Origin of the sequence: Pseudoflavonifractor sp. An44 (assembly GCF_002161675.1) — a bacterium.
Classification (GTDB): domain Bacteria; phylum Bacillota; class Clostridia; order Oscillospirales; family Oscillospiraceae; genus Enterenecus; species Enterenecus faecium.
Genome location: NZ_NFIH01000006.1, coordinates 1 through 25692 on the forward strand (window position 1 = coordinate 1; position 25692 = coordinate 25692).

The 25692-nt window shown below is 55.0% G+C and carries 31 protein-coding genes, 1 tRNA gene and 1 pseudogene; 18 read left to right on the forward strand and 15 right to left on the reverse strand.

Annotated features, from left to right (window positions below; translation table 11 throughout):
* Positions 1 to 458 precede the first annotated feature (458 nt).
* The 3 genes from trxB to B5F98_RS03980 all read right to left on the reverse strand — a co-directional run bounded on the left by trxB (position 459) and on the right by B5F98_RS03980 (position 2502).
* Entirely contained in the window at positions 459 to 1388 is a 930-nt protein-coding gene (gene trxB, locus B5F98_RS03970; RefSeq protein WP_087369734.1) for a thioredoxin-disulfide reductase, read from the reverse strand.
* 13 nt (positions 1389 to 1401) lie between these two features.
* Positions 1402 to 1725: a thioredoxin gene (trxA, locus tag B5F98_RS03975; protein WP_087369736.1), complete on the reverse strand. Its 324-nt coding sequence runs from the start codon at positions 1723 to 1725 to the stop codon at positions 1402 to 1404.
* Positions 1726 to 1893: 168 nt separating this feature from the next.
* Positions 1894 to 2502 carry an LPXTG cell wall anchor domain-containing protein gene (locus B5F98_RS03980; protein WP_087232417.1) on the reverse strand — a complete coding sequence of 203 codons (609 nt, stop codon included), beginning with the start codon at positions 2500 to 2502 and terminating at the stop codon, positions 1894 to 1896.
* 122 nt (positions 2503 to 2624) lie between these two features.
* Between B5F98_RS03980 and B5F98_RS03985 the strand changes: the two genes are divergently transcribed.
* From B5F98_RS03985 to B5F98_RS04000, 4 genes are all read left to right on the forward strand, one after another.
* Complete coding sequence (locus B5F98_RS03985; protein WP_343219391.1) at positions 2625 to 3323, forward strand: 4Fe-4S binding protein; 699 nt, start codon at positions 2625 to 2627, stop codon at positions 3321 to 3323.
* 169 nt (positions 3324 to 3492) lie between these two features.
* Entirely contained in the window at positions 3493 to 4029 is a 537-nt protein-coding gene (locus tag B5F98_RS03990) for a flavodoxin family protein (RefSeq protein WP_087369740.1), read from the forward strand.
* Positions 4030 to 4043: 14 nt separating this feature from the next.
* The gene (locus B5F98_RS03995) at positions 4044 to 5018 is read left to right on the forward strand and encodes an alpha/beta hydrolase (protein WP_087369742.1); all 975 of its coding nucleotides are present in this window, start codon (positions 4044 to 4046) and stop codon (positions 5016 to 5018) included.
* A gap of 14 nt (positions 5019 to 5032) precedes the next feature.
* A complete protein-coding gene (locus B5F98_RS04000) occupies positions 5033 to 5785 on the forward strand; it encodes a carboxymuconolactone decarboxylase family protein (protein WP_087369744.1) in 753 nt (250 codons plus the stop codon).
* Between the two features lie 48 nt (positions 5786 to 5833).
* Here B5F98_RS04000 and B5F98_RS04005 read toward each other — a convergent pair whose 3' ends face one another.
* Positions 5834 to 6349 carry a YcxB family protein gene (locus B5F98_RS04005; RefSeq protein ID WP_087369746.1) on the reverse strand — a complete coding sequence of 172 codons (516 nt, stop codon included), beginning with the start codon at positions 6347 to 6349 and terminating at the stop codon, positions 5834 to 5836.
* A gap of 185 nt (positions 6350 to 6534) precedes the next feature.
* Here B5F98_RS04005 and B5F98_RS04010 point away from each other — a divergent pair.
* A tRNA-Pro gene (locus B5F98_RS04010) sits at positions 6535 to 6611 on the forward strand.
* A 230-nt stretch (positions 6612 to 6841) separates the two neighbouring features.
* Here the strand turns inward: B5F98_RS04010 and B5F98_RS04015 are convergent.
* Positions 6842 to 7648 carry a DUF4368 domain-containing protein gene (locus tag B5F98_RS04015; protein ID WP_242961591.1) on the reverse strand — a complete coding sequence of 269 codons (807 nt, stop codon included), beginning with the start codon at positions 7646 to 7648 and terminating at the stop codon, positions 6842 to 6844.
* 4 nt (positions 7649 to 7652) lie between these two features.
* Here B5F98_RS04015 and B5F98_RS04020 point away from each other — a divergent pair, with 4 nt between their 5' ends.
* From B5F98_RS04020 to B5F98_RS04030, 4 genes are all read left to right on the forward strand, one after another.
* Positions 7653 to 8375 (forward strand): alpha-amylase family glycosyl hydrolase, encoded by a 723-nt coding sequence (locus tag B5F98_RS04020; protein WP_242961592.1) that lies wholly within the window; start codon positions 7653 to 7655, stop codon positions 8373 to 8375.
* A complete protein-coding gene (locus B5F98_RS13225) occupies positions 8336 to 8536 on the forward strand; it encodes a hypothetical protein (protein ID WP_242961593.1) in 201 nt (66 codons plus the stop codon). The genes B5F98_RS04020 and B5F98_RS13225 overlap by 40 nt, the downstream gene beginning before the upstream one ends.
* A gap of 304 nt (positions 8537 to 8840) precedes the next feature.
* Positions 8841 to 9761, forward strand: coding sequence for a hypothetical protein (locus tag B5F98_RS04025; RefSeq protein WP_143482732.1), 921 nt, complete (start codon positions 8841 to 8843; stop codon positions 9759 to 9761).
* A gap of 113 nt (positions 9762 to 9874) precedes the next feature.
* Positions 9875 to 10261: a hypothetical protein gene (locus B5F98_RS04030; RefSeq protein ID WP_087369750.1), complete on the forward strand. Its 387-nt coding sequence runs from the start codon at positions 9875 to 9877 to the stop codon at positions 10259 to 10261.
* Between the two features lie 51 nt (positions 10262 to 10312).
* Here B5F98_RS04030 and B5F98_RS04035 read toward each other — a convergent pair whose 3' ends face one another.
* From B5F98_RS04035 to B5F98_RS04070, 8 genes and pseudogenes are all read right to left on the reverse strand, one after another.
* Positions 10313 to 11044 carry an ATP-binding cassette domain-containing protein gene (locus B5F98_RS04035; protein ID WP_087232452.1) on the reverse strand — a complete coding sequence of 244 codons (732 nt, stop codon included), beginning with the start codon at positions 11042 to 11044 and terminating at the stop codon, positions 10313 to 10315.
* On the reverse strand, positions 11037 to 11843 hold the full coding sequence (locus B5F98_RS04040) for an ABC transporter ATP-binding protein (protein WP_087369753.1): 807 nt from the start codon (positions 11841 to 11843) through the stop codon (positions 11037 to 11039). The genes B5F98_RS04035 and B5F98_RS04040 overlap by 8 nt, the downstream gene beginning before the upstream one ends.
* Positions 11843 to 12643 carry an ABC transporter permease gene (locus B5F98_RS04045; RefSeq protein WP_087369755.1) on the reverse strand — a complete coding sequence of 267 codons (801 nt, stop codon included), beginning with the start codon at positions 12641 to 12643 and terminating at the stop codon, positions 11843 to 11845. The genes B5F98_RS04040 and B5F98_RS04045 overlap by 1 nt, the downstream gene beginning before the upstream one ends.
* A gap of 6 nt (positions 12644 to 12649) precedes the next feature.
* Complete coding sequence (locus tag B5F98_RS04050) at positions 12650 to 13594, reverse strand: ABC transporter permease (RefSeq protein ID WP_343219392.1); 945 nt, start codon at positions 13592 to 13594, stop codon at positions 12650 to 12652.
* A 57-nt stretch (positions 13595 to 13651) separates the two neighbouring features.
* Positions 13652 to 15205: an ABC transporter substrate-binding protein gene (locus tag B5F98_RS04055; RefSeq protein WP_087369757.1), complete on the reverse strand. Its 1554-nt coding sequence runs from the start codon at positions 15203 to 15205 to the stop codon at positions 13652 to 13654.
* Positions 15206 to 15347: 142 nt separating this feature from the next.
* Entirely contained in the window at positions 15348 to 16700 is a 1353-nt protein-coding gene (locus B5F98_RS04060; RefSeq protein ID WP_087369759.1) for a PH domain-containing protein, read from the reverse strand.
* A gap of 2 nt (positions 16701 to 16702) precedes the next feature.
* Complete coding sequence (locus B5F98_RS04065) at positions 16703 to 17071, reverse strand: GntR family transcriptional regulator (RefSeq protein ID WP_087369761.1); 369 nt, start codon at positions 17069 to 17071, stop codon at positions 16703 to 16705.
* A 171-nt stretch (positions 17072 to 17242) separates the two neighbouring features.
* Positions 17243 to 17758, reverse strand: a pseudogene (locus B5F98_RS04070) (recombinase family protein); the annotation flags it as partial.
* 148 nt (positions 17759 to 17906) lie between these two features.
* Here B5F98_RS04070 and B5F98_RS04075 point away from each other — a divergent pair.
* Genes B5F98_RS04075 through B5F98_RS04090 form a run of 4 tightly spaced genes read left to right on the forward strand, consistent with a single transcriptional unit; the run spans position 17907 to position 21033 of the window.
* On the forward strand, positions 17907 to 18860 hold the full coding sequence (locus tag B5F98_RS04075) for an alpha/beta hydrolase (RefSeq protein WP_242955048.1): 954 nt from the start codon (positions 17907 to 17909) through the stop codon (positions 18858 to 18860).
* A gap of 34 nt (positions 18861 to 18894) precedes the next feature.
* Positions 18895 to 19695, forward strand: coding sequence for a helix-turn-helix transcriptional regulator (locus B5F98_RS04080; protein WP_087369764.1), 801 nt, complete (start codon positions 18895 to 18897; stop codon positions 19693 to 19695).
* Between the two features lie 50 nt (positions 19696 to 19745).
* Positions 19746 to 20477 (forward strand): CPBP family intramembrane glutamic endopeptidase, encoded by a 732-nt coding sequence (locus tag B5F98_RS04085; RefSeq protein ID WP_087369766.1) that lies wholly within the window; start codon positions 19746 to 19748, stop codon positions 20475 to 20477.
* 28 nt (positions 20478 to 20505) lie between these two features.
* Positions 20506 to 21033 (forward strand): hypothetical protein, encoded by a 528-nt coding sequence (locus B5F98_RS04090; RefSeq protein WP_087172014.1) that lies wholly within the window; start codon positions 20506 to 20508, stop codon positions 21031 to 21033.
* Between the two features lie 632 nt (positions 21034 to 21665).
* On the opposite strand, the gene B5F98_RS04105 is transcribed toward B5F98_RS04090, so the two are convergent.
* Together B5F98_RS04105 and ruvX are read right to left on the reverse strand one after the other, a co-directional pair.
* Complete coding sequence (locus B5F98_RS04105; protein ID WP_087369770.1) at positions 21666 to 22619, reverse strand: TIR domain-containing protein; 954 nt, start codon at positions 22617 to 22619, stop codon at positions 21666 to 21668.
* A gap of 74 nt (positions 22620 to 22693) precedes the next feature.
* A complete protein-coding gene (ruvX, locus tag B5F98_RS04110) occupies positions 22694 to 23110 on the reverse strand; it encodes a Holliday junction resolvase RuvX (protein ID WP_087369772.1) in 417 nt (138 codons plus the stop codon).
* A 298-nt stretch (positions 23111 to 23408) separates the two neighbouring features.
* On the opposite strand from ruvX, the gene rpmG reads away from it, so the two are divergent.
* The 5 genes from rpmG (at position 23409) to rplA (ending at position 25662) form a co-directional block, all read left to right on the forward strand.
* Positions 23409 to 23573 carry a 50S ribosomal protein L33 gene (gene rpmG, locus B5F98_RS04115; protein WP_087232476.1) on the forward strand — a complete coding sequence of 55 codons (165 nt, stop codon included), beginning with the start codon at positions 23409 to 23411 and terminating at the stop codon, positions 23571 to 23573.
* A 33-nt stretch (positions 23574 to 23606) separates the two neighbouring features.
* Positions 23607 to 23900 (forward strand): preprotein translocase subunit SecE, encoded by a 294-nt coding sequence (gene secE / locus B5F98_RS04120; RefSeq protein WP_087232479.1) that lies wholly within the window; start codon positions 23607 to 23609, stop codon positions 23898 to 23900.
* A gap of 12 nt (positions 23901 to 23912) precedes the next feature.
* Positions 23913 to 24434: a transcription termination/antitermination protein NusG gene (gene nusG, locus B5F98_RS04125; protein WP_087232482.1), complete on the forward strand. Its 522-nt coding sequence runs from the start codon at positions 23913 to 23915 to the stop codon at positions 24432 to 24434.
* A gap of 83 nt (positions 24435 to 24517) precedes the next feature.
* Positions 24518 to 24943: a 50S ribosomal protein L11 gene (gene rplK / locus B5F98_RS04130; protein ID WP_087232485.1), complete on the forward strand. Its 426-nt coding sequence runs from the start codon at positions 24518 to 24520 to the stop codon at positions 24941 to 24943.
* 20 nt (positions 24944 to 24963) lie between these two features.
* Positions 24964 to 25662: a 50S ribosomal protein L1 gene (gene rplA, locus B5F98_RS04135; RefSeq protein WP_087232488.1), complete on the forward strand. Its 699-nt coding sequence runs from the start codon at positions 24964 to 24966 to the stop codon at positions 25660 to 25662.
* Positions 25663 to 25692: the final 30 nt, after the last annotated feature.

Consider the following 25692-nt stretch of genomic DNA (forward strand, 5'->3'; position numbering starts at 1 on the left):
GCCCGCAATTCCTGTGTGGAAGTAAAACCGGTAGATCGTTCCACCTGGGCCTTTACTTTGGCCAGGTGCTTCTCCACGCTTTTGCGCCACACAAAGGTATAGCGGCCTGCACGGCTTTCAATCTTTGTTCCATGAACATCACCCGTGGTTCCACTGCCGATTTCCGTCCTCTGGACGAATAGGTGCGATACAGTTTCCTGTAATCCAGTTCCTCAAGCTGGGCACTTGCCAGTCGGACGGGTGCGTTCTCCGGTAATATTTTTTGTGAGTTCAATGCAAATACCAGTTGACCGTGGCACTCATATACGGTACACTGATCTTGCTTGTTATAATTTGTCTGCATAAACAAATTGTACAGCAAATGAAACGAGAGGCCAACCCCCAAAAAGGTTAGCCTCTCGTTTTGTTGTTCTGGCCTATTTTGCAACAGGCCCTTGTTTTTTGCACAAAACACACGTTTAGTTGGTGGCGGCCAAATATTCCTCGGCCATGTGCACGGCTACTGCGCCGTCTGCCACTGCCGTCACCACCTGGCGCAGCAGCTTGGTGCGCACATCGCCCACGGCAAACACCCCAGGGAGGTTGGTGGCGGTGGTCTCATCCGCCACCACATAGCCCCCGCGGTCCAGCTCCAGCTGTCCCTGCACCAATTCGGTGGCGGGCTTTCTGCCCACGCTGATAAATACCCCGTCGCAGGGCACCGTGGTCTCCGCTCCGGTGTTCACGTCCCGGAGCCGCACTCCGGTGACCTTGTCCTCGTGCAGCAACTCCACCACCGTGCTGTTCCACCGGAACTCCACGTTTTCCGCCTCCATCAGAGGCTGGTGGTACACCTTGGTGGCCCGCAGAGTGTCTCTGCGGTGCACCAAAATCACCTTCCGAGCCACTCGGCTGAGGAGAAGGGCGTCCTCGGCGGCGGAATTTCCGCCGCCCACCACAACCACCGTCTTATCCCGGTACCGCATGCCATCACAGGCGGCGCAGTAGGCCACGCCTTTCCCCACCAGAGCCGCCTCCTGGTCCAGGCCCAGCTCCCGGGGGTTGGCCCCGGTGGCCAGAACCACGGTTCTGGCGTAGAAGGTCCCCTCGTTGGTCTCCAGCTCCTTGGGCGCCCCGGTGAGATTCATGCGCAAAACCTGGGCGTACTCCGTCTTAGCTCCAAATCGCTCCGCCTGATGCTGCATATTCTCCGCCAGGGTAAAGCCGTCCACCCCGTCCTCAAAGCCGGGATAGTTGTCAATGTCCTGGGTCAGGGCCATCTGCCCCCCGGCGGACAGCTTTTCCAGCACCAGAGTATCCAGCCCAGCTCTGGCCCCGTACAGGGCGGCGGTGTAACCGGCCGGCCCGCCGCCCACGATGATCATATCATAGATGTGGTGTTCGCCCATGACCGTCCCCTCCTCACTGCTCCAACGCTTGGCGGATGAACTGGTCAATCATGGCCTTAGACTCGGGAGCCACGATGGAGGAGATGGCCTCCCCGTTTCGGTACAGCACCAGGGTGGGAATCACCTCAATCTGTTGCTCCTGGGCCAGCTGGGCCTCCTCGTCGATGTTCACCTTGGCCACCACCAGCTGCTGGCCATACTCTTCTGCAATCTTTTCAAATGCGGGGCCAATCCGGCGGCAGTAGCCGCACCAGGGTGCCCAAAAATCCACCAGCACGGGCTGATCGCCCTGGGTCAGTTGTTGAAATTGTTCCTTATTTATATTGATCGCCGCCATTTGGGTCAGCTCCTTTCCTTTGTCTGAGGTTAGTATACCCAAACTGTGAGATTTCTTCTGTGACCACATCACCAAACACGGCCCATCCTTGGACACTGAAAAGCAGGTCGCAGCCCAATGACTGCGACCTGCTTTGTTTCTACTCTGTGTGATGCTCTATGGATCCGCTTAGCCGTTGCGGCGCTTGCGGGCAATGGCCACGCCGCCCAAAGCGGTGGCACTGCTCATCAGCACGCCCACCATGGCAGCCAGCTGGCTGGCATCCCCCGTCTGGGGCACGTTGGTCTCGGGTTTCTCAGACACCACAGGCTTCTGAGTGGCCTCGGGGGTCTGGCTGGCCTCAGGGGTCTGAGTGGGCTGGGGAGTGGTCTCAGCAGTGAGTCCGTTCATGGCGGAGGCCAGCGCTTCCACAGCGGCGTCCACCGCGTCCTGATCCTCCACGCTGAGGGTCTCGTCCGCCATCACCGCCTGAGCCTCAGCCAATGCAGCCTGGAACACGGCCACGCTCTGGGCGGTATAACCGGAGAGGTCCACAGCCTGAGCCTGGTTCAGAATATCCTCCAGGTTCTCCTTGTTGGCCTTGTAGCGCTGGGCCAGAATGGCGTTCAACAGTGCTTCGCTGGCCTCTCCCACATCCCCTGCCAAAGCATTGCCGCTGTCTTCCAGCAGCTCCTGGGCCTGGGCCAAAGCGTCCACCAGCTGCTGCCAATCGGTCTGCACGTACTTGTCCTGCTCGGCCACCATGGCCTCGGCCTTTGCCACCAGCTGCTCCAGCATGCCTCTGCCTTGTATTTTTCCCACTGACGTGGTAGCATGAAGGAAAAGGAGATGGAACCATAAAACTTTACAAAATCACCTTCAGCCCCACAGGCGGCACCCAAAAGGCCGCTGACCTGCTGGTGGAGAACTGGAAGGCCCAGTCCATTTCGCTGGACCTCACTGACCCCAATGCCCACTTCTCAGATGTCTCCCTAACCGCAGAAGATGTGGCTGTCATTGCCGTGCCCTCCTACGCTGGCCGGGTCCCCGCCCCCGCCGTCCAGCGTCTAACCGCCATGCAGGGCAACGGCGCCCGGGCGGTGCTGGTGTGCGTGTATGGCAACCGGGCCTATGAGGACACTCTGGTGGAGTTGGAGGACGCCGCCGTCCAGGCGGGCTTCCAGGTGGTGGCCGGAGTGGCCGCCATTGCCGAACACTCCATCGCCCACCAGTATGCCGCCGGACGTCCAGACAGCCAGGACAAGCAGCAATTGCAGGACTTTGGACAAAAAATTTGGGATAAGCTGCAAGCCGGAGATCACTCCCAGCCCGCGCTGCCCGGCAACCGCCCCTACAAAAAGGCGGGCGGAGTCGGCATGGTGCCCAAGCCCTCCAAGGACTGCAACCGCTGCGGCCTGTGTGCCCAGCAGTGCCCCGTCCAGGCCATTGACCCCGCCGACCCCAGCCGCACCGACAAGGAGCTGTGTATTTCCTGCATGCGCTGTGTGGCCGTGTGCCCCAAGGGTGCCCGGAAGGTAAACCCCGTCATGCTCACCGCCGCACAGGTGGCCTTGAAGAAGGTTTGCTCGGATCGGAAAGAGGGAGAGCTGTTCCTGTAACCGTACCGCAAAGAGGTGTTGGCCCCCGTTGGATGGAGGCCAACACCTCTTTCCTTTCCTCAAGTATAGGTTTTAAGCATGGTGATGCATTCTGTATAAGTATTGGTGATTCTATCTCTGGAGTGTTAGAATCAGAATCAAAGATCCACTCACATAAGGAGGAACCCATATGAGGAAACACGTTTTGGTCATCTCCACCAGCCTGCGCTCCCGCAGCAATTCCCATCTGCTGGCCCAGCAGTTCGCCCAGGGCGCTCAGGAAGCCGGTCACCAGGTGGAGCTTGTCTCCCTGCAAGGGAAACAGCTGCACTTCTGCAACGGCTGCATGGCCTGTCTGGAGGCCCATCGGTGTGTCATTGAGGACGACGCCAACGCCATTGTGGAGAAGATGGGGGCGGCAGATGTCATCTGTTTTGCCACTCCGGTCTACTATTATGAGATGGCCGGTCAGATGAAGACCCTGCTGGACCGGGCCAACTCCCTGTATGACTCCGCCTACGCCTTCCGGGACATCTATCTGCTCACCGCCTCCGCCGAGGAGGAGGACAGCGCCTCGGATGGACCTGTTCACGGCCTCAACGGCTGGATTGCCTGCTTTGAACGGGCCCGACTGGCGGGCGTGGTCCGGGGCGGCGGCGCCAACGACCCCGGCGAGATGGGCCAGGACAAGCTGGCCGCTGCCTACCAGATGGGCAAGAACCTGTAAGGAGGGAATACGCCATGGAATCCAAGTACAACGGTTATTCCTTCCCCCTCCGGGACACCGTGCGCCGGGAGAAGGTGAAGTTCCACAACCGCTACGGCATTGAGCTGGCGGGAGACCTGTACCTGCCCCAGGATGCAACGGGTAAGCTGGCCGCTGTGGCGGTGTCCGGCCCCTTCGGAGCGGTAAAGGAGCAGTGCTCCGGGCTGTACGCCGAAGAGCTGGCCAGCCGTGGCTTTGCCGCTCTGGCCTTTGACCCCTCCTTTATCGGAGAGAGCGGCGGGGCGGTGCGCAACGTGGCCTCCCCCGACATCAACACCGAGGACTTCTCCGCCGCCGTGGACTTTTTGGCCACCCGAGACTTTGTGGATGGGGAGAAGATCGGCATTCTGGGTATCTGCGGCTTTGGCGGCATGGCCCTCAACGCCGCCGCCATGGACACCCGCATCAAGGCCACCGTCACCTCCACCATGTACGACATGAGCCGGGTCAACGCCAAGGGCTACTTTGACTCCACCGACAGCGCTGACGCCCGGTACGAGATGAAACAAGCCCTCAACGCCCAGCGCACCCAGGACTACCAGTCCGGCACCTACGCCCGGGCCGGGGGTGTGGTGGACCCGCTGCCCGAGGACGCCCCCTTCTTCCTCAAGGACTACTACGACTACTACAAGACCCAGCGGGGGTACACCGAGCGGTCCCTCAACTCCAATGACGGCTGGAACGTGACCTCTTCCCTGTCCTTTGTCAACATGCCCATTCTGCACTACACCAATGAGATTCGCAGTGCCGTTCTAATGCTCCACGGGGAAAAGGCCCACTCCTGCTATTTCAGCCGGGACGCCTTCGCCCACATGGTGGAAGGCAACCCCTACACCGCCAACAAGGAGTTGCTCATCATCCCCGACGCCGTCCACACCGATCTATATGACCGGAAGGACATCATTCCCTTTGACAAGATCACAAGTTTCTTCCACGCGTATTTGGTATAAAGGAGACCTTTAACATGGCAGTAAAGCAGACCGCAGGCCGGGACGCTCTGGGTAAGTTTGCCCCCAAGTTTGCCCAGTTGAATGACGATGTATTGTTCGGAGAGGTGTGGAGCCGGGAAGACAAACTCTCCCTTCGGGACCGCTCCCTGGTCACCGTGGTGGCCCTCATGGCCCAGGGGCTGGTGGACAGCTCCTTCCAGTATCACCTGACCACCGCCAAGCAAAACGGCATCACCCGACAGGAAATTTCCGAGATTCTCACCCACGCCGCCTTCTACGCTGGCTGGCCCAAAGCCTGGGCCGCCTTCCGCATGGCCAAAGAGGTGTGGGCGGAGGAAGATGACGCGGACGGCAAAGCCCAGCATCAGCAGGAGATGGTCTTCCCCATCGGCGCGCCCAACGATGGCTTTGCCCAGTATTTCGTGGGCCAAAGCTACCTGCACCCCCTGTCCACCAGCCAGGTGGGGGTGTTCAATGTGACCTTTGAGCCCGGTTGCCGCAACAACTGGCACATCCACCACGCCACCCAGGGCGGCGGTCAAATGCTGATCTGTGTGGCCGGGCGTGGCTACTATCAGGAGTGGGGCAAGGAGGCCCAGGAGCTGCACCCCGGGGATGTGGTAAACATCCCCACTGGGGTCAAGCACTGGCACGGGGCCGCCCCCGACAGCTGGTTCTCTCACTTGGCTCTGGAGGTTCCCGGTGAGAACAGCTCCAACGAATGGCTGGAGGCCGTCTCCGACAAGGAGTACAACAAACTCAAGTAAACAATGAGGGGGTGACGAAACCGTCACCCCCTTTTGTCATCTGTTTGGTTATCCGCCGATCTTTTCCACGGGTTTTCCCACCTTATGCTCCAGGAAGCTGCGGAAGGAGTCCACCGTGCCCCCCTTCAACTCTCGCTTGGCAAATGCCTGGGCGTGGTTTTTGCCCAGCACAAAGACAAGATAGTCCCGGGTCTCCGCGATGGCCAGGATGTTCCCATACTCCCAGCTGGTGGTGGCGCCGGAGATTTTGCACTCATAGTGGTCCCCATAGAAGCTGCTGCTGCACAGCTCACTCCCCGGCAACATGCGGCGTTGGGCCATCAGGGCGTTGAGGCCGTCGCCCCAGCCCTGCACCACAAACAGGCACACCACCGCCACCAGGATCACGGCTTTGAACCACAGCCGTTCGCCGGGCTCCAACAGGAGGGACAGCCCCAAAACCAGGAGCAGACATCCCGCCATCCACCACCGACGGGCGGTCTTCTTCCGAACGGTTTTCCGCAGCGCTCGGGACATGTCGGCCAGAGTGTGGCGGTCATAGATGGTATAGCAGCTATATTCCATAGAGATTCCCTCCTAACTTGGCGTGGTTGTTTCTTTTACAGTATAGCAAACCCGCAGTGGAAAATGCAAGATTTCCACTTACCAGATGGAGCCCTGGAAATGGCCGAAAATTTTTTCAACTTTTTTTGATTTCCCTCTTGCAATCTGAAAAACAATGTGCTATTATGTCATAGTTCGGTTCAGATCCGGGTGTGGCGAAGTTTGGTATCGCGCTTGACTGGGGGTCAAGAGGCCGCAGGTTCAAGTCCTGTCACTCGGACCAAAAGAGAAGAGCACTGTCAACATCAGTTGGCAGTGCTCTTCTCTTTTGATTTGTACGGGGTGGTGAACCTGCGGCCTCTTGGTGCCGTCAGGCACATAAAATCCGCCGCCCTATGGCCTCTAGAGCGTCAGCTCTGGGGGCCATAGGTTCAAGTCCTGTCACTCGGACCATGACGAGTGTTCTTATAGCATTTGAAAAGCTGTAAGAACACTCGTCTTTTTCTTTTGTTTTCATCCGGCGATGGTGGATGGGGCGTAGTTGACGACTACGCCCTTTCTTGTGTTTACGGACACCTCCGGGGCGGGCAGCGGGATGAGGTCGGGGATCTCGATGGCACCCACGCAGTTGTAGTGGATACGGAGCCGCTGCTCCCACACTCCGTCTACCTTCTCGGCGTTGAATACCTCGATCTTCTCGATGAGCTCGTTGAGCATCCGGGGCGTCAGCTTACGGGCGCGGGTGTATTTGCGGACCAGGGAGATGAACATATCCGTGGTCATGGACTGGCTGTTCTGCTTGTCGATCTCGGCGCGGAGCGCCTTGATCTTCTCCGCCAATTCCTTCTGCTCCTCCTCATACCGCCTCGACATTCTGGCGAAACGGTCATCGGAGAGTTTGCCGGAAGCATTGTCCTCATAGATCCTCTCGAACAGGCCATCCAGTTCCTCATCGCGGGCTTGCAGGGCTTTCAGCTCCTTCTCCTTCAGCTTTCGGTCGGTGGCCTCCGCCTGCTGGGAATGGCCGATCACAGCCTTCACGAACTCATCCTCAAACTGGCTGGCGAACTTGGTCAGCCGCCGGATCTCGCCCAGCACTACCTGCTCCAGGAAGTCCACGCGGACATAATGGGTGGAAGTGCAGCTCCCACGATTGCCCTTGTAGTTGGAGCAGTTGAAATACTTGATGTCGGGGTTGCCCTGATTGAAATGGAAGTGCAGGTTGTGTCCGCAATCGGCACAGACCAGAAGGCCGGAGAACATATTGCGCTCCCCCTCATGGGTGCGGCGCTTGCGGATCTTGCCCCGCTTGTCCTCCACCTCTATGGAGAACTGCTTCCGCTACGCCGGGGCAGACTGCGGCGAGCTGTCCATGGTCTTCTCCTTCCACCACCTGAAGGTGGACTTCATGGGCAACGACAAGTGGGTGCTGGTGCCCACCGACTTCGGCAAGCTCAAGGACATTCTCTTCTCCTGGCAGGAGGGCATGGCCGCCCACAACGCCTGGAACGCCGTGTTCTGGTGCAACCACGACCAGCCCCGGGTGGTGTCCCGGTTCGGCGACGAGGGGGCGTACTGGAAGGAGTCCGCCAAGATGCTGGCCAACATCGTCCACGCCATGCGGGGCACCCCCTACGTCTACCAGGGGGAGGAGCTGGGCATGACCAACGCCAACTTCACCAGTCTGGACCAGTACCGGGATGTGGAGAGCCTCAACCACTTCCAGATTCTCCGGGACAAGGGCATGAGCGAGGAGAGCGTGTACAACATCCTCAAGGTCCACTCCCGGGACAACAGCCGCACCCCCATGCAGTGGGACGCCACCGCCCAGGGCGGCTTTACCACCGGGGAGCCCTGGATTTCCGTCAATCCCAACACCGCCACCATTACCAGGTGGAGGACAAAGACTCCATCTTCGCCCACTATCAGGCCCTCATCCGCCTGCGCCACGAGTACGACGTGTTCGCTCAGGGGGACTTCACCCCCCTCACCCCGGGCCACCCCGCCGTGCTGGCCTATCAGCGCAAGTACCAGGGCCAGGAGCTGATCTGTGTCAGCAACTTCTACCGCAAAGAGTGCGTGTGGACGGCTCCCGTGGCGCTGGGTGGATACCGGGTCCTGCTGTCCAACTACTCGGACAGTGAGCCCAAAGCCCAGTGGACGCTGCGGCCCTATGAGTCGGTGCTGCTGCTGAAAGAGTCCCGCTGAGACCATCTTCCATATGACTTGATTTTAACCCCTTTCCTTGGTATCACAATGATTCTAAGGAAAGGGGTTAAAACCATCTAAGGCAATTTTAAACGAATATATTTTTGATAATAATCTCGTTTTTAAGAAGTGATTAAGACACTATTGACAATATCACGGTAAATAGCTTATATTATACATATATTTTTCCATAAATTACATACCGCTACTCTTCAAAATCAAAATATATCTTGCGCCAATAGCTTATAAATCGAAATATATGGTTAAAGGACAGTGATATGAATTGGAGATTACTAGAAAAGACTTGACGAAATATGTATCCACTATTTTGACATTGGAAACCCACAAGCGCACACTACGAACTACAGAATCCTATTTAAAGAGGGAAATAAATCGGCTGGCAAACACCAGCACAATCCCCCTTCCAGAGAAAGAACAGGTTAGAGTAGAGGTAGCCCCCAATAATCCGAGCAACTCTTTTGCAAACGTTTGCTATGGGTTTCTTATAGTGATGGGCGCATTGATTTTATTTCTCGGTTTCGATCAGCAGGAAGTAGCTCCGCTGGTCATCGGTCTGTTAATTGCAGGCGCAGGCGTAATGGGAACGCTTCATACATCTTCCAAAAAAGAACGCGAATATGATGAACGCTTGAAAAAAGCAAAGCAGGAAGCAGAACTTAAATTCTCCCAGGCGTGTGAAGAATATCAGAAAAAGCGAGACCTGGAACGGGAGATGTCAGAGCGTAGAATTGCCGAAATAGAACCTGATCTGGCAACAATACATCAACTTAGAGTGAAAACAGAGTCTTTACTTAAAAAATATTACGGATTAAATATTATTCATAAATCCTATCGTGATATCATTCCAATCGCCTCGTTCTATCATTATTTAAGCACAGGGATGTGCAGTGAACTAGAGGGTCCAGATGGATGTTACCGCCTTTACGAATGGGAAGTATTCCAAAAAATGATCATCGCAAAGTTGGATCAGGTTATCGAACAGCTAGAGATATTGAATGAACGGCAAGCTGAATTGAAGCAAGCGTTAATGGATTCCAACGCTGCGATCAAGGAGCTTACTAGTTATGTTTGCGGCATTGGAAATGAAAATCGCCAGCATCATGCAATTATGCAATACAACCAACAACGTATTGAAGAAGAGATACGTTTTCAAAATCAGTATAATCGCATGAAGGATTGGTTGGACTCCAGACCACATCGCTGAAAGAGACCCGCTAAAGACCACCTATCCCGTCCAGCCGTCCACCTATCCCATAGCTCTATACAGCCCCCTTTCCCTCTGGTATTCTAAAGATACCAAGGAAAGGGGGCATCGTTATGAAAACCTGGAATCCCAACACCAACCGCATATTGTTCCGGCTGCTCTGGGTGACGGCGGCGGTATATGCCGTGGTCTTTGTCGCCGCCTTTTGGCACTTACCCATCCATGTATACATCTGGCACCAGGGCCTGCTGTTCTATTTCCATTTCATCCCCATGTTTCTGTTGCAGCTGGTGCTGTGCCGCACCCGCTCCACCCCGGTGTGCATCCTCCTCCCCCTGGGCATCCTGGCCGGAGTGGGTCTGGTGTGGCTCTGTCTCACTGAATGGACGGTCATGGGCCTGGTCCTCTTTGGCTACTGGTGCATTGCCCCGGTGATGGGCTGCGCCCTGGCCTGGGTGGTCTACTTTGCAGGGTATCTGCTGGGGTACCGACGGGTCTAACCACACAAAACGCATGGGCGGACGGCCTCGAAAGGCCGTCCGCCCATGCGTTTATTCTTCCAGAGCCAGAGAGGCCTGGAGCAATTTCTTGGTGTAGTCGTGCTGGGGGTTGTCGTAGATGGTGTCCACGTCCCCCTGTTCCACAATCTCCCCCTGGTACATCACCGCCACCCGGTCGCAGATCTGATAGACCACCGCCAGGTCGTGGGAGATGAACAGGTAGGACAGGCGGAACTTGGCCTTCAAGTCCACCAGCAGCTGGAGGATTTGGGCCTGCATGGTCACGTCCAAAGCGGACACCGGCTCGTCCAGCACAATGAGGCGGCTGCCCCCGATGAGGGCGGCGGCGATGGCCACCCGCTGACGCTGACCGCCGGAGAGCTGGGAGGGGCGGCGGGAATAGTGCTCCTCCCCCAGGCCCACCTGCTGCAGCATGTCAATGGCCTGGGCCTTCCGCTCCTTCTTGTCCTTCACCCCTAGCACCCGCAGGGGCTCCTCCAGAAACCAGCCCACCGACTTGGCGGGGTTGAGGGAGCCGTAGGGGTCCTGGAACACCATCTGAGGCCGGAAGGCGTTGACCTCCAAGGTACCCTCGGTGTCCTTCACCACCCCCAACAGACACTTGGCCAGGGTGGATTTACCGGAGCCGGACTCTCCCACAATGCCCAGCACCTCGCCGGGGTCCAGGGTGAGGGAGACGTTGCGCAGCACCTGCTTGCGCTCCTTGCCCTTTCCATAGTAGCTGTTGAGGCCCTGGATGTTTACCATTGGTTTCTCAGCCATGGCTGCCACCTGCTTTCAGTTTGGTTCGGGTGGGGCGGGAGGCGATGAGCCGCTGAGTATACGCCTGCTGCGGGTGGTGGAACACCTGCTCCACGTCCCCTGCCTCCACGATCTCCCCCTGCTGCATCACCACCACGTGGTGGCACAGGGCCCGGATGACACCCAGGTCGTGGGAGATGAACAAAATGGCGATGCCCTCTTTCCGGTTGATCTCCTTGAGGGTGTCCAGAATCTGTGCCTGGATGGTGACATCCAGGGCGGTGGTGGGCTCATCGGCGATGAGCAGCTTGGGCCGCAGCACCAGGGCGGCGGCAATCATCACCCGCTGGCGCATACCGCCAGACAGCTGGTGGGGGTACTGGTGGTACAGCTGCTCCCCATTGGGCAGCCCGGCCAGGGCCATGGCCTCCAGAGCCCGCTGTTTGCGCTCCTTGGGAGGCATCTTGGTGTGAATGCGCAGGGCCTCCTCCACCTGGGGTCCAATCTTCATGGTGGGGTTGAGGCTGGTCATGGGCTCCTGGAAGATGATGGACAGGTCCTTGCCCTGATAGCTGCGCATCTGGCTTCGGGTGAGGTCCAGCAGTTCCACCCCCTCAAAGCGGATGGAGCCGGAGACCTGGACGCTCTTGCGGTCCAGCAGGCCCATAATGGCGTGGGCGGTCATGGACTTGCCTGAGCCGGACTCTCCCACAATGCCGATGACTTGGCCCTCCTCCACATGGAGGGAGAAGTCCTTCACCGCCTCGAAATGACCCTTGGGGTTGGGAAATGCAATTTTCAAATGTTCAATCTGTAACATCATGCCGCCATCCTTTCCCGCAGGCCCTCACCCAGCAAACTCACGCCCAGGATGGTGAGCACCACCACCAGGGCAGGACAGAGCATACACCAGGGGGCGGTGGACCACACCGCCTGGGCCTCGTTGAGCATCCGTCCCAGGCTCACGTCGGGGGCGGTGACGCCAATGCTCAGATAGCTCATGGACGCCTCGGAGAGCACCGCATTGTTAAAGCCGATGGTGAGCCCCGACAACAGGGTGGGCCAGGTGTTGGGCAGGATGTGGACAAAGAGGATGCGTCCATTGTACACCCCCATGAGCCGGGCCGAGCGCACAAAGTCCCGGTCCCGGACCTTGAGGAACTCCCCCCGCACCAGGCGGGCAAAGCTGGGGATGAAGAGAATGCCCAAAGCTCCGATGACGTTATACTTGCCCGGGCCAATCACCGCCAACACCACCAGAGCCAGCAGAATGCTGGGGAAGGCGGCCAGGGCGTCACAAATTCGCATGACCAGGGCGTCCACCACGCCTCCGAAGTAGCCGCAGAAGGCGCCGATGAGCAGTCCGGCCACAAAGCCGATGGCCAACACGGCCAGGGCAATCATCAGGGTGCTGCCCGCTCCCTCCATGGTGCGGGACAGGATGTCCCGGCCCAGCTGATCGCAGCCGAAGGGGTGGGCCAGAGAGGGGGCGGCATACCGGTCCGCTCCCACCATGGCGGTGGGCTCATAGGGGGTCCAGAACATACCCACCCCGGCAAAGCCCACCATGAGCACGGTGAGCACCAGGCCCAGCCGTCCATACCAGTTGCGTGTTGTCATCTCGCCTCACCGTCCTCTCAGTCTGGGGTCCATGACCCGGTAGAGCAAGTCGGCGGCGAAGTTGCACACCACCACCACTGTGGCGATGAGCACCACAATGGCCTGCACCACCGGATAGTCCCGGTTGCCGATGGAGGTCACCAGCATCTTGCCCAGGCCGGGGATGCCGAAGACCTGCTCCACCACAATGGAACCGGCCATAATGTCCGCCACCGTCATGGCCAGGAAGGTGACCACGGGAATCATGGCGTTGCGCAGCACATGCCGCCACAGGGCCGAGGTCTTGGAGTTGCCCTTGCTGTACGCCGTGCGGATGTAGTCCTGGCCCAGCTCGCTGAGGATGGAGCCCCGCAGCATTTTCACGGTCATGGCCGACCGGGGCAGGGCCACCGCCAGGGCGGGAAAGAGCATGTACCACAGATAGGGGCCCCAGCCGGCCTGGGGGGTGACAATGGCCCCGGGCTGGAACAGGCGCAGCACCAGTCCGAACACATACACCAGCAAGATACCCGCCACAAAGTTGGGCACCGACATGGTGATCTGGTTGAGGATGGTGAGCACCCGGTCCACCACGCCCCCCTCATACCGGGCAGCGATGATACCCAGGGGCAGAGAGATGGCCACAATGAGCACAAAGGCCAGCACCGCCAGGGTGAGGGTGTGGGTGACGCAGGTGGACAGCAGCTGAGCCACCGGCATGCCGTAGTTGTAGGACTCCCCCAGATTCCCGGTGAGCAGGCCCCCCAGCCAGTGGAGGTACCGCTGCCAGATGGGCAAATCCAGCCCCAGCCGCTCTCGGAGGGCTGCGATCTGTTCCGGGGTGGCCTCCACCCCCAGGATGGAGGAGGTGGGGTCGCCGGGAATGATGGAGAAGGCCACAAAGGCCAGGATGGTCACCAGCAGCAGGGTGGCAATCAGCAGCAGCACCCGCTTGACCAGGGTTTTCATCATACATCTCACCTCTTGCAATTTGGGGGCCGCAGGTGCGGCCCCCAAAGCGTTGGTCTCTTATTTATAGTGGATGGTGCTCATGTCCAACACATAGGTGGCATAGAAGGTCACGCCATCCAGGGCGGGATTCATCACCACCAGGTCGCACAGGTCCTGAATCCACAGGCTGGCGGCCTCCTCGTTGAGGATGGTCTGTGCCTGCTTGTAAAGCTGGGTCTGCTCGCCCTGGTCCAGAGTGGTCAGGGCCTTCTCCATCACCTGGTCATACTCCTCCGAGTTGAAGTTGATGAAGTTCTTCTGGTTGTCGCTGACGTAGCGCTCCAGCATCTCCCGGCCGGTCATGTCGCTGGCGGCGATGCCCACCACGGTGGACTCAAAGTCGCGGCCACGGTACACATCGCTGACCCAGCTCTCCCACTCGATGGGGTTGAGGTTGGCGGTGATGCCCACCTGAGCCAGCTGCTGGGAGACCACCTCAGCGGTCTCCACGTGCTGGGTGTAGTTGGAGGGCACAGTGATGGTCATGGTAAAGCCATCGGGATAACCGGCCTCAGCCAGCAGCTGCTTGGCCTTTTCCAGGTCCTGCTGGTAGTTTTCCGCCAGCTCGGGCATGAAATACTTGGTGTAGGCGGGGTACATGCTGGTACCAGTGGCCACGCCGTCCCCGTTACACACAAATTCGATGATCTCAGGGACATTGATGGCGTAGTACATGGCCTGACGCACCCGCACGTCGTCAAAGGGCTTGACGTCGTTGTTCAGGTACAGGGCCTGCACCAGCTTCATGGTGTCCTGAAGCACGGTGAACTGCTTCTCCACCTCCTTGCGCACCGAGTTGGGCAGGTGGATGACCATGTCCAGAGTGCCGCCCTGCAAGCCCATCACCAGGGTATTCACATCGGTGATGATGCGGAAGGTCACCTGGTCCAGCTGGGCGGGCTCGCCCCAGTAGCCGTCAAACTTCTTCATCTCCATGCTCTGCTGGGGGGTGTAGGAGGTGAAGGCGAAGGGACCGGTGCCGACGGGAGTGGTGGCAATGGTGTCGCTGGAATTTGCAGGGATGATGGCGGCAGTCATGGAGTTGATAAACTCCAGATTGGGCTCTTTGAGGGTGAGCACCACATGGGTGTCGTCGGTGGCCTCCATGCTGGTGACATTAGAAAACGCCGAAATCAGAGGCGTTCCATCGTTCTCTGACCCGGCGCAGCGTTCCAAGGAGTATAGTACATCTTCCATGGTGACTGCGTTGCCGTTGTGGAACTTCACGCCCTCCCGCAGGGTAAAGGTGTACTGAAGTCCGTCGTCGGAAACTGTGTAGTCACTGGCAACAGCGGGAATGACGCCGCCGTCGGGACTGGCTTTCATCAGTCCTTCGAAGATGTTGAACAGCACTTCACTGGTCCCCGCGGCTACCGCCTTGTGGGGGTCCAGGCTGTCCAAATCCTGTGCGATACCTACCGTGACTGAGTTTCCTTTGGATAACTCGCCCGTTTGTGCAGAGGCTGTGGGGGTGGCGCTATTGTTCGTGCCTCCTGTACATCCGTACAGTGAAGCCGAGAGCATGACCCCGGCCAGCAGCAGCAAAAGGGCCCGTTTCGTGAACTTGGGCATTTTGCTTCTTCCTTTCGTTTCTGCTTTTCTCGCAACTGTATTCAGTTGTCCGGTCTATTCTAACACACAGGAGCAGAATTGCAAGGTATTTCTTGCACAATTTGTGTGGCGCAGGGAGGCTCCCTGCGCCACACTTTGCCACTTATTTCAATTGCTCATACAGGCCCGCCATGTCCTCTGCCCCGTCCCCTACCAGATAGACGGTGCCGTCGTCCATGGTGATGAGCAGCCAGGGCCCCTCCTGGGGGTCCATGCACACGGTGATTTTGTCGTACTCGTCGCTCTGGTAGCGGCCCTTATATACGTTGTCCATGGCCGTACCAGCAATGCGCCGCAGCCCCTCCGGCTCCTCTTGCAGCAGCTGCACCTGGTCCACGTCCGCCAGGGGAATCTCATAGTGATCCCAGCCGTGCTCTGCCACCAGGGCGGTATCGGTGAGGGTGAGGGTCACAGGCGCCCGCTCCTCCGCCATCAGCCACACACCGAACAGGGGCATCAGGAGCATCAGAACCGCTGTAGCTCCCATGATGACCCGGCCGCTTTTCTTGGCCAGGTTCACGGTGGTGTTCATGCCGATGCGGTTGTTGACCACCAAGTGGGTGTCGTTGGGGTCATAGTAGAACATGCCCCAAATCCACTTTTCGTCCTCGTCCACATAGTAGGTCTGGCCGCTCTGGGCGGTGAGCCGCTCCTGCTGGTGGCGCAGGTGGAACTCCAGCCCCACCGCCAGCACCAGAAAGAGGACGGTGAGGGCCAACATCACCACCAGGCCCCAAACCGGGTGGGACAGGGACAACCACATGGCCAGGTTGACCCCCGCCATAAACCAGCTGCCCCACACCCAGCTCCGCCGCCAGGCTCTCCGGCGGATGCGGGTGAGGGTCTGGGTGAGGCTCTCATTTTCGTCCACCGTCTCCGCCCGCCGCCGCATGGCCCACTGATACAGGGCCCAGAACAGCAGCACACACACCGGCCCGGTGAGAAACAGGGCGGTCATCAGCCAATCCTGCTGCACGATGCCCCACACCAGAGGCGCCAAACTCACCACCAGGGGAAGCAAAAACTGAACGGGCGAGATGGGCTTCTCCGCCTGAGCCGCGGCGGTGAGGTTCACCACATGGGTGCGGGGCACCTCCGGGTACCAGCCCTGTTCCTGTTTCAGCGCCTTGAGCTTTTTGTGGTACTTCACATAGGGGATAAAGGGCAGCACCATGGCCACATCAATCCAAATCAGCCACACGGTCAGGGACAGCCCCGTGGACATGGGCAAAAGCACTAACACCACCACCGATACCAGCAAGCCCAGACAGATCCACCGCAGAATACGGCGGAACCGGTTCAGCAGCTCCACGGTCTGGGGGTGGGTGCGGCCCACATAGGGCAGCGTGACCCCTAGGGCAATGTTCTTTTTAAACTTGGTCTCGTTGTTGAGCTGCCAAAACATCAGCGGTATGATGATAATTCCACACGCCCAAAGAATCAACCGAACGATCATAGTCACCCCTCCTGTTCATATAGCTTCTGGCACAGTTCCAGCACCTGCTCCTTCTGCCACCCGGCCACCCGCAGCTCGGACACGGCCAGCTTCAACCGCCCAACCGTCTGCTCCGGCACGGTCTGGGCCCCCTCTCGGGCACTGACCACAGTCCCGCTTCTCCGGTCGGTGGTGATGTACCCCTCCTGTTTCAGAAGCTGGTAGGCCTTGCTCACCGTCATCATGTTCACCCCGGCCTCATCGGCCAGAGCCCGCACCGTGGGCAGCTTCTCCCCCGGGGATAAGACCCCCTGGGCAATGCCCACCACAATCTGGTCCCGAATCTGTTGGTAAATGGGTCGCTCACTGTTGAAATCCAATTGCAGCAGCATGAGGGTTCACCGTCCTCTCTTTGTCTTGTTTGTATTATGGATTATAATACAATAGATATAAAAAGTCAACCCCTCGCGGGGTTGACTTTTACGTTATTTCTTATATAGAGGCAAAGTACAGTTTACAAGGAACTACACAGGGTAATGGTCTGACGGGAGGTGTGCCGCCCGTCAGATTTTCCATGTAATGTTCAAGCTGTCGCTTGTGGCGGCAACGGTGGTAATCATCAAATCCACCACCCGCCGCTTGTCATCAAAGGATACATTGTCCCATGTGTCGAGGTAGCCGGAAATCTGATTGACCTGTTCCGGGCTGATGGCTCCCACCGTCAACTCGGCTATCTGCTTCACAAGTTCCTGTTTGCGTCCGTCCAGTTCCGCTATCTTCACATTCACATAGGAGAGCAGGACATTGTTTGCGCCCGTCAGACTGTCCACCAGCTTTTCAATCTCGCTGTCCACATGGAGAAGCTCCACTTGCAGGGCGGCGATTTTGGGATTGGCCTTTACCGCTTTCTTCCTGCCCGTCAGCGTCTTGTGCTTTTCCAGCTTCTTCACCATCTGCTGGTAAACCACCGCTTCCAGTTCGGAAGTGATGATTTTCCCACAGCCCGGACAGCTTTTATTGTCCAGCCGTTTTGTGCAGCGGAGATATTGCCTGCCGGACGGATTGAAGATACTCATAAGTCTACACCTAAATGACCGCCCGTCCCGTATATCCGAAAGGTGGGAAACCGGCTTAAAAAATAGGCTATTTCCACGCTCTCGGAATTGTGGTATAAGTACAAAGAGACAAAGCGGGATTTAGTGAAAGAAAGCAGAGATGAGGAATACTATGAGAAAGAGAAAAAGAGTTATGAAAATATTTTTTACTGTGATTGTTGCAATGCTTATATTGCTGCTTATTATATACATCAATCATCAAATCCATTTAAAAGGAGAAAATGAATTGCGTTTGCCGTTAGGAAAGATGGTTGAAGTTGATGGACACAATATGAGCGTCTATATTGAAGGCACAGGTGATACAACGCTTGTTTTTATGTCGGGTGGGGGGACTTGTTCTCCCATACTGGATTTCAAATCTCTCTATTCTCTTTTAAGTGATAAATATCAGATTGCCGTTGTAGAAAAATTTGGATATGGTTTCAGTGATGTTGTCGATAAAAACAGAGATATTGATTCCATACTTGAAGATACAAGGGCAGCGCTTACATCAGCGGGATTAACCGCACCTTATATCCTATGCCCGCACTCTATGTCAGGGCTTGAAGCATTATATTGGGCGCAAAAATATCCTGATGAGGTGTCTGCAATTATTGGGCTTGATATGGCAGTTCCAGAGTATTATGGAAGCATGAACATAAATATTCCGCTTATGCGTATTGCAAGTTGGGCGGCAAACATAGGTGCCACTCGTTTTATTCCTGGGCTTTCGGACAGCGATGCCGTAAAGTACGGCACATTATCGGAGAAAGAAAAAGAAATCTATAAAGCAGTTTTCTACAGTCGGACGGCAACTGTAACTATGATAAATGAAACTGAATGGGTGAAGGAAAACGCTGAAACAGTGCATAACATGGGAACCCCGCAGCTTCCAATGCTGTTATTTATTTCGGACGGTTCTGGCGGAACGGGATTCGATAAAGAAACATGGCGGGAAATCCCTATAGAATATATATCACAGATTGATGAAGGGGAATATATAGAATTAAACTGCCCGCATTATGTTCACGACTACGAATACAAAGCAATAAGTGAAAGTATCATTGAATTTCTATCGAAACATTAACTTCCCATTTATCGGGCAGACAAGGAGGGAGAGCATGGAACTATCCATACAAGAACGGCTGAAAGGCCTGCGTGTGGAGCGTGGCTTGACGCTGGAGCAGCTTGCGGAGCAGACCCATCTCTCCAAGTCTGCTTTGGGCAGTTATGAGGGGGACAAGTTCAAAGACATCAGCCACTATGCCCTTATCCAGCTCGCAAAGTTTTACGAAGTGACCGTTGATTATCTGCTGTGCCGTTCTGAGACAAAAAATCACCCAAACGCCGATTTTGCAGACCTGCGTTTGAGTGATGACACGATAGAACTATTGAAAAGCGGGCTGGTGGACAATTCTCTTTTGTGTGAGCTGGCGACACACCCGGATTTTCCCCGGCTCATGGCCGACCTTGAAATCTATGTGAACGGCATAGCGGGAAAGCAGGTGCAGAGCGCAAACGCCATTGTGGACGCTGTGAGCGCAACGATTATGAAACAGCACAATCCCGGCTTGACTGACCCGCAGTTAAGGCAGCTTATCGCCGCCCATATTGACGACGACAGCTTTGACCGCTATGTGATACAGCAGGACATAAACAAGATAGCCCTCGACCTGCGGGAAGCCCATAAGGACGATTTTTTCAGCGTCCCGGAGGACAACCCACTGGAAGATTTCTTGCAGACCGCAGAGGAAACCACCAGAGAGGACAGCGACCCGGAGCAGGCGGCGATGGCCTTTATCTGCAAGCGGCTCAAACTGAACTATGGGAAACTGCCAGAGGAAGAAAAGAAGTGGCTGAAAAAGATTGCGCAGAAGTCGGATTTGCTGAAAAATCCAAACCCGCAGCGGGGGAGAAAGTAAGAGAGCGACAAATTCTAATTTGTAGGACTCAATAGAAAAGGAAATTAATTATGAAATATAAAGTGTTGGCGATATGTAAATCATTATTATGGTGTTTTGTGGTTTTGTTATTTCCAATTGCATCAGGAACAATATCGGTAATTTTAGCTTTAGATACTGTTACAACACTATTTTTACAAGGAACTTTTATGGCATTAGCTTTAATTCCCCCTACTATTTTTGTTTTTAGAGGTAAGTGGCAATGGAGAGAGGTTGGATTTGCAAAGTTTGATTTTAAAGGTTGCAAAAGAGTGTTATTTTTTATCCCTCTTCTTGTTATTTTTCTTCCAGTAGCCATTAAAGGATTCTATGTAAAATCAATTGGATACGTGATAGGAAGTTTGTTTCTGTACCTGTTTGTAGGAATATCGGAGGAAGTATACTTCAGAGGGATAATACCCCGATATCTAAAAGAAGAATTTTCGACGAAAGGAATTGTGTTATGGTCTACGCTTATTTTTGGCATTGGGCATGTTGCTACCGCATTCACAGGAAGTAATGTATTTGAGATTGCTTTAACCGTACTGAATGCTTTTATTTTTGGTTGGCTTGCAATGGAGATGACTATAATATCCTCCAATATCATTCCTGTATTTCTGGTGCATTTTCTCTTTGATTTTGAAACTAAAATCGTAGTGATGAACGGCAAAGAATTGTTGATTGCGGAGATTGTTCGAGGAATAATGATGTTCATTATAGCCAGTTGGTTTGCTGTTGTTATATATAAGCAAAGAAAGCGTTAAATTTGAATTTGTGGAGGAAAAACGTGTTATGAATTTAGAGGATTTAAGAATAGATTGTGCTATCAAGCAAAAGAGAGGTATTCATTTTATTTCAGCTTCTATTGTGATTTGGCTTTTGGTGATGATGGTACAATTCTTAGATTTACCGATTCTTACCAAGAATTTGCTAACATTTTGTTGTACCGCACCACTATTGCCTTTAGCATTTTTGATGTCCAAATTATTAAAGATCCAATTTCAGGACAAAAGCAATCCACTGAATAATCTAGGTATATTATTTTCGATAAATCAAATCTTATATTTATTGATTGCAATGTGGATTTATCCAACAGTACCAGAAAAAATGCTAATGGTTATTGCTATGATTTTTGGGGCGCATTTGTTACCATATAGCTGGTTATATAAATCAAAAACTTACATGATTATGTCAGTTCTTATCCCTATAGCTTCATTGATTGTTGGATGTAATTCTACACGTTTGATATTAGCGTTAATGATGCTTGTTTTTGAAATTATATTTACAGCATTGCTCATAATAGAAAATAGAAAAATATAATGTCTTGCACAACAACTCCCAGTTTATCGGGGAAATAGCAAAGCCACAAAAGGGCTTCCCGCCCATTTCAATTTTGAGGAAAAGAATGCTCCAAAATGAAAGAGAGTGCGGCCAAGCACTTTGAGGGATTGGCCGCCTTGTCTGCTTGTTCAGCGGGACAGTGGGCAGCGGTCAAGGCCGGGTGTAAACCCGTTCATTTCAGCCTTGACGGTTGCCCGCTGTCCTGCTACTTTTCCGGGAGTGTGGCCACAACTTCGGGACACTTTGTCCACAAGTCGGAGCGTAGGACGAGGGGGGGCTTTCATATACCTGCCGCCGTTCTTTAAAAACAGCCCGGCTTTTCGCTCATTCCCATTCGCGAAAATTCAGCCTGTTTTCCTGCCGGAGCAAACGGGGCGCATAAAGCACCGCACCCCGTTTCCCCCGTCAGCCACGCCAGCAGGTATAACACACTACACTTTGCAAGCAAAGTCGTGTGCCAAAGGGAGAACCCCTTTGGAAACCCCAGACAACAAAACAGGCGGTATGCTGCCCTCTCCGGGAGCATACCGCCGTTTGTTGTCAGCAACCCGTTTCACGGTCTGCGTGTAGTTCCTTGTAAACTGAACTAAACTAAATGCGAAACTAGTTTTTCAAAAATGGGCATTCACCATAGATATCTCAACAATCTCAGATAAATATGCATCTTTTTTTATTAAATTCTTCAATGTTGCGCAAAAATTTCTTACTTCATTTTCCTTAGCCAATTGTGCTACTTCATCTTCTCCGAGATAATCTTGCCCCAATACCAAATCTACCGCTGCAAAAGAGGCACGGAGCGTCTGTGGAACATCCATAACTCTCAAAACTCCAGTTGCATCAAATGTATCTTTATCCATTAAAATACCCATTGTCCGTGTACTTCCATTAAATGACACCCTGCACAATCCATTGTGTTTGGCATATCTATCTGCCCAGCTCTGCCAGTCTACATAAACATCATCCGGAAGTACAACTTCAATGCGCAGATTTTTCTTCTTTTCATCATAACTCCACCCATCTATGAAGTTGTCTTTCCTATCGAGTACAGCATTTTTTATTTGACACAAAAAGTTAGTATAATATCCCATAGCTAAGCTTGTAGATGGAAGAAGCTGAATGCGGTTTTTCCGGCATTCTCTCTCAATTGAGCGATCCACCTGTTTACAGCAAGCCTGAATAGATTTTTTATCATGAAACAGAGCTACTGTTACTCCTAATAAATCTGTAGCAATTCTGCACTCCTTGTGAACTAAGAAAAAACTTCTAGCTGGGGAAAGAATCCCAGCATATAGGCCAAATTCCAGATAAACATTATCACGTGGTGCATACTTGGTGCTTCCATCTTGCTTGCGTATGACAAAGTCATCTTTTCCGCCAATATAAACTGCGTAATCGAAAATTATCGCCTTTCTAGCCAAGGTCTCATAGGTCGTTGCATTTAAGTCAAAGAAACAATTTGACCACACAACACACTCATATTTTCGACCTAAATAGCGAGAAACCACCTCTGCAAATTCCTTGCTTTCTGCAGAGGAACCAATAAAAATTCGTGGCTTCACATTCATTACATTTTCTCCCAAACCGCAAAATTAAATATTCAGAATAAACACTACTCTAACTTTACTTATTTCTTATCAAATCATTTGCGCCGCAGCTTATTGAGATACCCCTCTAATATTAAGGTAGCGGCCACGGCGTCCACATTCTTTTTGTGCTGTTTCATCTTCTTCCCCGAGGCGTGGAGAATCTGGTGGGCCTCAATGGTGGTGCGCCGCTCGTCCCACAGGTGTACCTCCATCCCCGTCACCTCCTGAAGCTGCTGGGCAAAGGCCCGGTACAGCTCTGCCCGGGGGCCCTCCGTGCCGTCCATGTTCCGGGGAAAGCCCATGACCAGCTCCTCCACCCGGTGCTCGCTTACCAGCTTGCCGATCTCCTGGGCCACCTGGTCCGCCTTCCGGCTGTGAATCACCGTGGTGAATCCCGCCAGCATCCCCAAGGCATCGGAAATGGCCACCCCGGTCCGGGCGTCTCCGTAGTCCACCGCCATCACTCGCATAGGTTCGTCCTCCTGATTGTTTGGTAAAACGATTATAAAGGATAAATTTTCTCTTGACAACCCCTCACCCCTGTGATATGCTGGATGCACCTGTGAGCAGGGCTTTCTTTTTGTGCGCATTTTTACGGGATGAACACAAAAACCCTCTCCCCTCACCGATAGGGTCACAGGGAGGCAAAGGCCGGTTTCCCGTAGCAGATGTAGGGTGCCCCGGCACCCTTTTGAAGCGCTGGAATTGGCCATGGCCGTTCCGGCGTTTTTTGTTGCCGGGCGGCAAATTCAAAAGGAGGTGCCGAGAATGGCGAAAGCCGGTAGCCGTGTGAAGATTACCCTGCGTTGTTCTGAGTGCAAGCAGCGTAACTACAACACCAACAAAAACAAGCGCAACACCACTGAGCGTCTGGAGCTCAACAAGTACTGCCCCTTCTGCAGAAAGCACACTCTGCACACCGAAACCAAGTAATGAGCCCTCGCTCAAAGAAAGAAGGGTACAAGAATGTCTGAACTGAACAAGCGTGATGAGGTCGTCGCTGGCAAGGAGTCCGTAAGCTCCGCCGACAAGAAGGCCAAGACTGCTGCGAAGAAGAAGGACAAAAAGCCGAACCGTCTCGCCCGTTGGGTGAAGGACTTGAAGGGTGAGCTGAAGAAGGTCACTTGGCCCTCCGGCAAGGATACCCTGAAGAACGTAGGCACCGTGATTGTCTGCGTGCTCCTGGTCGGCGTGTTCATCTGGGTCTTCGACTGGATTGCTCGCCAGGTGGTTGAAGCTCTGCTCAAGCTCTTCGCTTAAGAGGTCAACACAATGGCTGAGGAAATGAAATGGTATGTGGCCCACACCTACTCTGGCTATGAGAACACCGTAGCCGTCTCCATTGAGCAGGCCGTGGAAAACCGCAACATGCACGACGTCATTGCCGAGGTCTCCATCCCCATGGAGACCGTCACTGAGATCACCGACAACGGCCCCAAGACCGTGGAGCGCAAAGTGTTCCCCGGCTATGTGCTGGTCAAAATGGTCATGACCGATGAGACCTGGCACCTGGTGCGCAACATCCGTGGCGTCACCGGATTCGTGGGCTCTGCCAACAAGGCTATCCCCCTCACCGACGAGGAAATCGCCGCTCTGGGTGTGGAGAAGCGTGAGGTCATGGTGTCCTATGCCGTGGGTGACAACGTGAAAATTACCGATGGTGCCTTGGAATCCTTCATTGGCACCGTGGAGGAAATCGACACCGAGCGCAGCAAGGTTCGGGTGGTCGTGTCCATGTTCGGACGGGAGACTCCCGTGGAACTGGAACTGGATCAGGTCGAGCCTCTCAACTGACGGAACGCTTCCGTCGCAAACCGTGGGAGGAGCACAAAGCGGCTCCGTCACCACCACATTTTATGTAGGAGGTGCTGTTTCAAATGGCACAGAAAGTTACTGGATATGTAAAGCTTCAGATCCCCGCCGGTCAGGCAACTCCCGCCCCCCCTGTTGGTCCTGCTCTGGGTCAGCACGGCGTGAACATCGCCGCGTTCACCAAGGAGTTCAACGAGCGCACCAAGAAGGACATGGGCCTGATCATCCCCGTGGTCATCACCGTGTATGCCGACCGTTCCTTCACCTTCGTGACCAAGACCCCCCCCGCCCCCGTGCTCATCAAGAAGGCCTGTGGCATTGAGTCCGGCTCCGGCGTGCCCAACAAGACCAAGGTGGCTACCCTGAGCAAGGCCGATCTGCAGAAGATCGCCGAGACCAAGATGCCCGACCTGAACGCCTCCAGCCTGGAGAGCGCCATGAGCATGATCGCCGGCACTGCCCGTTCCATGGGCGTTCTGGTGGAAGAGTAAGGGAAAGGAGGACATAAGCAATGGCAACTAAGGGTAAGAAGTATGTGGACAGCGCCAAGCTCATCGACCGCGCTGCTCAGTATGATGTGAACGAGGCCATGGAGCTGGTCATCAAGACCGCCACCGCCAAGTTCGACGAGACCGTGGAGCTGCACGTGAAGTTGGGCGTTGACTCCCGTCACGCTGACCAGCAGGTGCGCGGCGCCATCGTTCTCCCCCACGGCACCGGCAAGACTGCCCGCGTGCTGGTCTTCGCCAAGGGCGACAAGGCCGAGGAGGCCCGTGCCGCTGGCGCCGACTTCGTGGGCGATATGGACATGGTGGAGAAGATCCAGAAGGAAAACTGGTTCGACTTCGACGTGGTCGTGGCTACCCCCGACATGATGGGCGTGGTTGGCCGTCTGGGTAAGGTTCTGGGCCCCAAGGGCCTGATGCCCTCCCCCAAGGCTGGCACCGTGACCCCCAACGTGACCCAGGCTGTCAACGAGATCAAGGCCGGTAAGGTGGAGTACCGTCTGGACAAGACCAACATCATCCACTGCCCCATCGGCAAGGTCTCCTTCGGCGCTGAGAAGCTCTCTGACAACCTCAACGCTCTGATGACCGCCATCGTCAAGGCTAAGCCCGCCGCCGCTAAGGGCCAGTACGTGAAGAGCTGTGTGGCTGCTTCCACCATGGGCCCCGGCGTGAAGGTCAGCGCCGCCAAGTTCGGCAACTAATGTTCGATCCCTGCCCCGTGTCCATACCAA

Excerpts from the sequence above, each read along its gene's own strand:
- trxA (WP_087369736.1), bottom strand. The coding sequence starts at position 1,725 with ATGGCGGCGATCAATATAAATAAGGAACAATTTCAACAACTGACCCAG.
- B5F98_RS04065 (WP_087369761.1), bottom strand. The coding sequence starts at position 17,071 with ATGCTGCTGCAATTGGATTTCAACAGTGAGCGACCCATTTACCAACAG.
- ruvX (WP_087369772.1), bottom strand. The coding sequence starts at position 23,110 with ATGCGAGTGATGGCGGTGGACTACGGAGACGCCCGGACCGGGGTGGCC.
- B5F98_RS04075 (WP_242955048.1), top strand. The coding sequence starts at position 17,907 with ATGAGAAAGAGAAAAAGAGTTATGAAAATATTTTTTACTGTGATTGTT.
- nusG (WP_087232482.1), top strand. The coding sequence starts at position 23,913 with ATGGCTGAGGAAATGAAATGGTATGTGGCCCACACCTACTCTGGCTAT.
- B5F98_RS03990 (WP_087369740.1), top strand. The coding sequence starts at position 3,493 with ATGAGGAAACACGTTTTGGTCATCTCCACCAGCCTGCGCTCCCGCAGC.
- rplA (WP_087232488.1), top strand. The coding sequence starts at position 24,964 with ATGGCAACTAAGGGTAAGAAGTATGTGGACAGCGCCAAGCTCATCGAC.
- B5F98_RS04030 (WP_087369750.1), top strand. The coding sequence starts at position 9,875 with ATGAAAACCTGGAATCCCAACACCAACCGCATATTGTTCCGGCTGCTC.
- B5F98_RS04045 (WP_087369755.1), bottom strand. The coding sequence starts at position 12,643 with ATGACAACACGCAACTGGTATGGACGGCTGGGCCTGGTGCTCACCGTG.
- B5F98_RS04005 (WP_087369746.1), bottom strand. The coding sequence starts at position 6,349 with ATGGAATATAGCTGCTATACCATCTATGACCGCCACACTCTGGCCGAC.
- B5F98_RS04000 (WP_087369744.1), top strand. The coding sequence starts at position 5,033 with ATGGCAGTAAAGCAGACCGCAGGCCGGGACGCTCTGGGTAAGTTTGCC.
- rpmG (WP_087232476.1), top strand. The coding sequence starts at position 23,409 with ATGGCGAAAGCCGGTAGCCGTGTGAAGATTACCCTGCGTTGTTCTGAG.
- B5F98_RS04040 (WP_087369753.1), bottom strand. The coding sequence starts at position 11,843 with ATGTTACAGATTGAACATTTGAAAATTGCATTTCCCAACCCCAAGGGT.
- B5F98_RS04080 (WP_087369764.1), top strand. The coding sequence starts at position 18,895 with ATGGAACTATCCATACAAGAACGGCTGAAAGGCCTGCGTGTGGAGCGT.
- B5F98_RS04035 (WP_087232452.1), bottom strand. The coding sequence starts at position 11,044 with ATGGCTGAGAAACCAATGGTAAACATCCAGGGCCTCAACAGCTACTAT.
- B5F98_RS04105 (WP_087369770.1), bottom strand. The coding sequence starts at position 22,619 with ATGAATGTGAAGCCACGAATTTTTATTGGTTCCTCTGCAGAAAGCAAG.
- secE (WP_087232479.1), top strand. The coding sequence starts at position 23,607 with ATGTCTGAACTGAACAAGCGTGATGAGGTCGTCGCTGGCAAGGAGTCC.
- B5F98_RS04060 (WP_087369759.1), bottom strand. The coding sequence starts at position 16,700 with ATGATCGTTCGGTTGATTCTTTGGGCGTGTGGAATTATCATCATACCG.
- trxB (WP_087369734.1), bottom strand. The coding sequence starts at position 1,388 with ATGGGCGAACACCACATCTATGATATGATCATCGTGGGCGGCGGGCCG.
- B5F98_RS04055 (WP_087369757.1), bottom strand. The coding sequence starts at position 15,205 with ATGCCCAAGTTCACGAAACGGGCCCTTTTGCTGCTGCTGGCCGGGGTC.
- B5F98_RS04050 (WP_343219392.1), bottom strand. The coding sequence starts at position 13,594 with ATGATGAAAACCCTGGTCAAGCGGGTGCTGCTGCTGATTGCCACCCTG.
- B5F98_RS04090 (WP_087172014.1), top strand. The coding sequence starts at position 20,506 with ATGAATTTAGAGGATTTAAGAATAGATTGTGCTATCAAGCAAAAGAGA.
- rplK (WP_087232485.1), top strand. The coding sequence starts at position 24,518 with ATGGCACAGAAAGTTACTGGATATGTAAAGCTTCAGATCCCCGCCGGT.
- B5F98_RS03995 (WP_087369742.1), top strand. The coding sequence starts at position 4,044 with ATGGAATCCAAGTACAACGGTTATTCCTTCCCCCTCCGGGACACCGTG.
- B5F98_RS03980 (WP_087232417.1), bottom strand. The coding sequence starts at position 2,502 with ATGCTGGAGCAGCTGGTGGCAAAGGCCGAGGCCATGGTGGCCGAGCAG.
- B5F98_RS04020 (WP_242961592.1), top strand. The coding sequence starts at position 7,653 with ATGGAGAACTGCTTCCGCTACGCCGGGGCAGACTGCGGCGAGCTGTCC.
- B5F98_RS04085 (WP_087369766.1), top strand. The coding sequence starts at position 19,746 with ATGAAATATAAAGTGTTGGCGATATGTAAATCATTATTATGGTGTTTT.